Raw genomic sequence first — 7,050 nt, forward strand, 5'->3', positions numbered from 1 at the left:
AAGTTTATGGTTGATATAGACTTATCCTGTCTTTTTGTTTTTTGTAGTAATAGTGGCTATATGCATATTGTTATTATAATCCAGAGACACTGTTGTGTCAATGGCATAATATATTAGGGAACTACATTGGTGGTGATTTTGATGTTTTTGGACTGTTTATGAATACATGAATGCAGTAATGGTGCGGCTTATATCCAACCCATATTTATCCAGAGGGGTGTTTTGGGCTAATTATGATCTTGGGGAGGGGAAAGTTGGGTTAAGTGCGATTAGCCTTAATTCAAAGAATGAGGCGAACATGAGGACGAGCGAGGAAACTGTTTGAGGCGCGTGAGCGACGAGTTTAACTGAACCCGAGGGTTTAAAGGGCGTCGTTGTTCACAGGTGAGCGATATTGCTTAAGTGCCGCTGCAGCGCCCAGTGAAGCTTCGGTTACGGGACCGCGGTGCGGAACCAGCGGCTCTCTATAGTTGATAGAAAAATGTTGGCATGGAGCACCTGAGCGAACCGTGACAACGGCGTCATATGCGGAAGGCAAGCAAGAACCGTCCCTACTTGCCTACTTGTTCGTCCGGCTAGGACACATAATCGAGAAAGGTAATTTTTTCGCGCTCTTCCTGCTTTATCTCCGACGAGCGGGTAAGGTTGGCCCACTTGCCGCACCTGCTCCCCCACCTGCCGCCAAGTTTGCCGTCGATGTATAGCTCGCTGATTTCGCAATCGTTCGTGCAGTCCCCGCAGATAAAACTGCGCGGTGTACAGTTGAATTCTGCAATAGCCTGCTGGCCGCGGAAGCGGCTCTCCCAGCCGGTTTTAAGCCAGTGCTCGCGGGCCAGCAGCGCAACTCCCAGCGCTCCCATAACTTCAAAATAAGGCGGCACCACAACAGGGACTCCCAAAAGCTTGGTGAAAGCCGCTCTCATCCCGACGTTTGCCGCAACCCCCCCCTGGAAAACCACTATGGGGTTGATGCTCTTGCCCCTGCCTACACTGGCCAGGTAATTGCGCGCCAGTGCAACGCACAGTCCCGCAATCAGGTCTTCCTTGCTGTAGCCCATCTGCTGCTTGCTGATCAGGTCGGATTCCGCAAAAACTCCGCAGCGTCCGGCAATTTTGACAGGGTTCTTCGAAGTCAGGGCAATCTCACCGAAATTTTCAATCGGTATGTTCAGGCGGGTGGCCTGATGGTCCAGGAAGGAACCCGTCCCCGCGGCGCAGACGCTGTTCATATTGAAGCCTGTGGAAACGCCTTCCTTCAGGAAAATAATCTTGGAATCCTGGCCGCCGATATCGATAACCGTCCTGACCCGCGGCTCTACTTCACGGGCGGCCACGGCATGAGCGGTAATCTCGTTTTTCAGTATATCGGCCGAGACCATCGCCCCGGCCAGGTGGCGTCCCGAGCCCGTCGCACCCGCCGCCCTCACTTCTATGCCTGACTCCGGCAGTTCCCCGTTGAGTTTTTTAAATATCTTTTGCAGGGCTTCTATGGGGCCGCCGAAAGTGCGCTCGTAAGTGTGGAATAAAAGTTCCTTTTCCATATTGACAACTGCAAGTTTTGCACTGACGCTACCAACATCAATTCCCAGGAAACAATCCAACCCGACCACCTCCGTTAGGTTTTTTTTCCGAGCGCTCCAGCATAACTTCCAGGAAGGCCTCCAGCCTTGTCTCTAGGCCCGCCGTTCCGGTCTGCTCGCTGACGACCAGGGAAAGAAAGGGGAAATCCAGCTTTTCGCACAGGGGGATCAGTATGCTCTGGGAAACGATTTCAGGCATACAGGTAAAGGGGAGCAGGTGGATTACCCCGTCTGCGCCCTCCTCCCGCGCTAAAATAACCTCGCCGATGCTTTCCTGACCATGCCCGCCCACGGAAACGGGCAGGTAGGGACTGGCTGCAGCCACCACTTTCCGGTGCTGCAAAAGAGCTTTCTTTTTCCGCAGGACGTGCAGGTCAAACCACCTGCTGACTGTCATTTCGCGGTCTACGTATACCCTTGGACCGGGGCACGCGGCTAAAAATTCCTCCACATTCTGGTTGACATAATTTTGGATGACGGTGTAGAATTCCCCGACAATCTTGACCCTTAAAGCACGTACTTTTTCTTCCGGAATTGCGCTTATCTCTTCGGAAAAATCCTGCTCCGCCTTTTTTACTCCTTTTAAACTGTCAGCAGCCAAAACCCGGCTGATCAGCTTCTTCTGCGCCTTCAATGCCGATCCGGGACTGCTTTCATAAGCCTGCTTGCGCCTGACCAGCTTTTCAGCCTCGTCAAGGATGAGGATCTTTTGGTAGCCGAAATTCATAGCCCGGGCTATCTTAAACCAGGATGAATTTCCGGTCAGCTTTTTTACTGCCTCACGGAACCTGTTCCAGTTTTTTGGGAAGGGAAGGGGTGAATCGATTATTGTCATCTGGAAGTCGTACTTTTTACGCTTGAGCAGCAGTTCCTGGAGTTGGGCATACCAGCCCAGGCGGCAGCGTCCTTTCCCTCCCACCATGACAACTTCGTTTGCTCCTTTTTCAATCAATTCGCGGATCTGCCCCAGCGTGGCAATCATGGGATAACAGATGAATTCCGGGGCAAGTTCCTTGCCCAGATCGACTATCCTCCTGTTCACCAGCGGAGTGGGCACTATCTCCATGCTGCACTCCTGAAGGATGGTTTTCAGCGCCTTGTCTGCCCACCCAACCGAGGGCGTTCCTATTTTTGCCCTGCACGACCTTTCCCCGGGGACAAAAGGAGGCAGGGGTTGGACTTTACGGCCCTGCTTCTTTTCCCTGGCGGTGTCCACGAAGGCTTCCAGCCGGGTAATCAGCCCGGCCTCCCCGGTATGCTCGTCTACGGTGAGGAGTAAAAAAGGAATTTCCTGGCTCTGGGCCTCTTCCTCAATAAAAGATTCAATTATCGAAGCGGGGCCACAGGAGAAGGCCTCCAAAAAAACCATCTTGCTGACCAGCCGCCGGCGAAGCAGATGAAGCGCCGACCCCAGGAGCAGGCTTTCATAGGTCCACATCTTTTCACCCTCGTAGATAGTCCCTACTTCCTCGAGAGCGTCTTTTTCGGGAACCATTTCCGGAGTGATTACCCGCCCGTATTCTTTTAAGCGCGGTACGATATTATGGCCGACATAGTCGTAAAGAATGTAAGGGTGGCCCATAACGCCGATTACCTGCCCGGGGTCAAATTCCGCCGATGGGTCAAAGACCATGTTTTTAACAGGCAGGCCGGTTAATTTGGAAAAGGCTTCGGGGGTAGTCAGGCCGCTGACGGTCAGCTGGTGGAAAGCTTTCTGCAGGGCTTCGCCAGCGCGCATCGCCTGCCTGACCGCTTGTTTGCCTTTGCCGAGTTGTTCGCCGATCCAGTAAAGATCCCTTTCCCAGCAGCCCGGCTTTTCTTTTTCGTTGAATTCCGGAGCGAGGATTTTTTCAGGGGGTATTTCCAGCCCGTGTTGGACCATATAAGCGGCGCCGATTAGCTTAGGGCAGCAGTAGCTGTCCTGCTGGATGCTGGAAAGCACCGGAATAAATATAAAATCCACTTGTTTGTTGAGCAGATTTTTCGTGTGTGCGTATAACAGCTTTGTGGAAACACAGGGCTCATCGGTAGGGCAACAGGTTATCGAGTCAAGGATTCTTGCGTCTGTCGCCGAAGACAAAACCACCTCTGCGCTCAGTTCACGCAAAAAACCTTCCATAAAGGGGTATAAATAATAAAAGGCCAGACTTCTGGGTATTCCTATCCTGACAGCCAAGAATGGCCACCTCTTTGCCTTTATTTAGCAATATGCGGGAGTGCTAATTCGGATATACTTTTCCCTTTTTTAGATTTTTTTATCATTTTTCTTCAACAAAAACAAAAAAAAGAAGAGCGCTTATTAGGATTGGCAAAGGCAGGCCAGGTTAGTATTTTTACAGCAAGCCTATCCTTACGCATAGGATTTTAGCATAGACTGTCGAAATGATAAGTATTCAGTAAACTGTCCGCAAGGCACGGCATTTTTAACAGCGAATAACCTGCTTAAGCGCCTGAGTGAACTGTGACAATGGCGGCCTAGAATATTAATCAGGATGGAGTAAAATGGGCTTTTCCGATAAGTTAATTTTAAGTCAATTTTTATAATAAGTCAAGCCTGACCCCTCTAAATATAAAAGCTAATAGGCATAATTTAAGGAACTAAAACACATGAGAACCGTCCCCTTGTGTTTACCCTTGTGTTTACCCTTGTGTTTAAAGGAGTTAAAATGGATTACAACCAGGCCGTCGGCTACCTGCAAAACCTGACCAGGTTCGGCATCAACCTGGGCCTTGACCGGATTACCGAGCTGCTGCGAAGGCTGGGAGATCCTCACCTGGCCCTTAATGTTGTTCACATTGGCGGAACAAACGGGAAAGGCTCGACGCTGGCCATGGTTTCTTCAATCCTGAAGGCAGCCGGTTACAGGGTGGGCGCATTTTCATCTCCCCACCTGAGCTCCTATACCGAGAGGTATACCATCAACGGGGAAGAAATTGTTCCTCAACGCCTGGCCGGGCTGCTTGATTTAATCCGTCCCCATCTGGAAGACATGATTGGGGACGGCTTTGAAAGCCCGACGGAGTTCGAGGTCTGCACTGCCCTGGCTTTCCAGTACTTCTGCGAGGAAAGTGTTGACTTTCTGATTCTGGAAGTAGGTCTTGGGGGTAAAATCGATTCGACCAATGTCATCAAACCTTTGGTCTCGGTAATCACCAACGTTTCGCTAGATCACCTGGACAGGCTGGGCAACACCGTAAAAGAGATCGCCGAAGTAAAAGCGGGGATTATCAAAAACGGTGTCCCAACGGTTACCGCCCAGGAAGAGGGAGAAGCCCTGGATGTAATCCGGGCCGAATGCCTCAGAAGGGATTCCCAACTGATTTTAGTACAGGAAGGATCTGGAGAACCTTCTCAGGAGGGGTTCGTCTTCTGGTCCGCAGACGGGAATGGCGCTCTGGAAGGACAGCGTTTTTTAATACGCGGTTTGCGGGATAACTATAACAACCTGAGTCTTAACCTGCTGGGCAGGCACCAGCTGGCCAACGCCGCGGCAGCCGTCGCTGCCGTGGAACTGCTTGCCCGGGAAGGCTATGCAATAAATAAGGAAGCAGTCTTCCAGGGGCTATCCAAAGTAAAATGGCCTGCCCGGTTCGAGATCTTCCACACAGACCCACCGGTTGTTCTGGACGGGGCCCATAATTACGCAGGCGCTAAAGAATTACGCAGGGCTTTAAAGGATTATTTTCCGGGGCGGGGAGTAATCCTGGTTATAGGGATTCTGCAGGATAAGCAGCGCTCCCTGGTTGTGGGGGAACTTGCCTCCGGGGCCAGCGCGGTGATTGTTACCAGGCCGGACAGTCCAAGGGCGGGCGACTGGCTTTATGTTGCTGAGGAGGCCAGCCGGTATGCCGGCAGCGTCTATGCAATTGAGTACGTAAAAGAGGCCGTGTTAAAGAGTTTTGAACTGGCCGGCGCGGGTGATCTCATCTGTATTACGGGGTCCCTGTATATGGTTGCCGGCGCCAGGGAAGTTTTAATTAATCTAAGAGGGAGGATTTAATTTGGTACCGGAAGAGAAGTTGAAAGAAATGGGTCTTATCTGCCCGTCTGTGCCAATTCCGGTAGCGGCTTACGTGCCGGCGGTCTTCAGCGGTGAATTTGTCTATACTTCCGGGCAGCTTCCTTTTGTAGAAGGAACTTTGCTTTATAAAGGAAAGCTCGGTCGCGAACTTGGGGTTGAACAGGGTTACGAGGCAGCCAGGGCCTGCATCCTTAACTGTCTGGGCGCCGTCAAAGCGGTAATCGGAGAATTGAGCAGAATAGAAAGGGTAATCAAGGTTACCGGGTATATAAACAGCGCCTACGGTTTCAAGGAGCAGCACCTTGTTTTAAACGGAGCATCCGAGCTGCTGCTGGCGCTTTTTGGCGAGGCGGGGCGCCATGTGCGCAGCGCGGTAGGAATTACAGAACTTCCCCTGGGGGCGCCGGTAGAGGTGGAGCTGACGGTCAGGATTATGGGTAACTAATCCTTCAGTAATTTTCATATTTACAATATGTTAACTTCATGATATTATTTTAGCAGATTTACAATTAATTAACGCTGAATTCTTTGGTAAAAGAAGCGGAGGACCCATTTTTCCCGGGGTGAATCTTCTTCATTGAAGGAGTAGGATTACCTCTCGACCCGAACCCGTCAGCTAACTTCGCAAGCGTAGACAGAGGAAACACTGGCTTTGCCAAATTATGCTTTCTTCATCTTTTGGGAGAGTTAGCTTTTCATTGTTACGCTGCTCCGGAAATGGGTTCCTTCCGGAGTTTTCTATTTTAGAAAGGAGAAATGAAAAGATGGCCCTCAACCAAAATGCTCTTTTCAATCAGGGAACCGAGCGAAACCAGCTGATATCCCTTGAGCGCGCTGAAGAATTGAGGAAAAGAATTGCTGATTACCTGGAAGCAAAAGACGATATTCCAACTGGTTCAACCGCGGCCGACAAGTACGAGTTTCAAAAAAGAAAAATCAGTGCCCTCTTGGGCGCCTCGGAGGACGACTGGCAGGACTGGCGCTGGCAGTTTAGAAACAGGATTAACCCAACCTTCCCCTCCAAAACCCCGAACTCCCCTTGCAGCCTCGATCCATCGAAATAATTAGGTACTACATTCTGCGGTGCAAAACCGTATGTTTGTTTTTCAGAGGGTCCTTGATCCCAAGTTTCTTATAGATATCCCGTTGCTCTGGTTCCGGCTGGCTGGATAACCGGATACTGTAAATCTTGTTTTCCTCTCCATGTAAAATTATTGTACTTCTGGTGTGTGTGCAAAGAATCTTTTTAATCGTTGACCATTGACGTGTATCTCCTTGTTCCCGTAAACCTGCCTCAATACCAATAAGTAAATGATAAGCCAGCACAGATATAAACAGATGGGCTTCGGTGCGATCGGCTAGCTGGGGGTGAATAGGACGCATACCCAGATCGGGCTTTAAGCATCGGAAAGCATATTAAACCTTGGTTAAGGTATGATCGAGTTCCC

At 50.4% G+C, this 7,050-nt stretch carries 6 protein-coding genes; 3 read left to right on the plus strand and 3 right to left on the minus strand.

Features of this window, described 5'->3' with window-relative positions:
* Positions 1–575: 575 nt before the first annotated feature.
* Complete coding sequence (locus DEH07_07460) at positions 576–1,601, minus strand: 2-hydroxyglutaryl-CoA dehydratase (GenBank protein HBY04362.1); 1,026 nt, start codon at positions 1,599–1,601, stop codon at positions 576–578.
* Positions 1,579–3,756, minus strand: coding sequence for a hypothetical protein (locus tag DEH07_07465; protein ID HBY04363.1), 2,178 nt, complete (start codon positions 3,754–3,756; stop codon positions 1,579–1,581). The genes DEH07_07460 and DEH07_07465 overlap by 23 nt, the downstream gene beginning before the upstream one ends.
* Positions 3,757–4,246: 490 nt before the next feature.
* Here DEH07_07465 and DEH07_07470 point away from each other — a divergent pair, with 490 nt between their 5' ends.
* From DEH07_07470 to DEH07_07480, 3 genes are all read left to right on the plus strand, one after another.
* Positions 4,247–5,581, plus strand: coding sequence for a bifunctional folylpolyglutamate synthase/dihydrofolate synthase (locus DEH07_07470; GenBank protein HBY04364.1), 1,335 nt, complete (start codon positions 4,247–4,249; stop codon positions 5,579–5,581).
* 1 nt (position 5,582) lies between these two features.
* Complete coding sequence (locus DEH07_07475; GenBank protein ID HBY04365.1) at positions 5,583–6,047, plus strand: hypothetical protein; 465 nt, start codon at positions 5,583–5,585, stop codon at positions 6,045–6,047.
* Between the two features lie 253 nt (positions 6,048–6,300).
* The gene (locus DEH07_07480) at positions 6,301–6,666 is read left to right on the plus strand and encodes a hypothetical protein (GenBank protein ID HBY04366.1); all 366 of its coding nucleotides are present in this window, start codon (positions 6,301–6,303) and stop codon (positions 6,664–6,666) included.
* A gap of 7 nt (positions 6,667–6,673) precedes the next feature.
* Here the strand turns inward: DEH07_07480 and DEH07_07485 are convergent, their stop codons facing one another.
* Entirely contained in the window at positions 6,674–6,985 is a 312-nt protein-coding gene (locus tag DEH07_07485; GenBank protein HBY04367.1) for a hypothetical protein, read from the minus strand.
* Positions 6,986–7,050: the final 65 nt, after the last annotated feature.

The organism is Desulfotomaculum sp. (assembly GCA_003513005.1).
Lineage (GTDB): Bacteria > Bacillota > Desulfotomaculia > Desulfotomaculales > Nap2-2B > 46-80.

Coding starts and splice junctions, on each gene's coding strand:
- DEH07_07470 (HBY04364.1), top strand. CDS start 4,247: ATGGATTACAACCAGGCCGTCGGCTACCTGCAAAACCTGACCAGGTTC.
- DEH07_07485 (HBY04367.1), bottom strand. CDS start 6,985: ATGCGTCCTATTCACCCCCAGCTAGCCGATCGCACCGAAGCCCATCTG.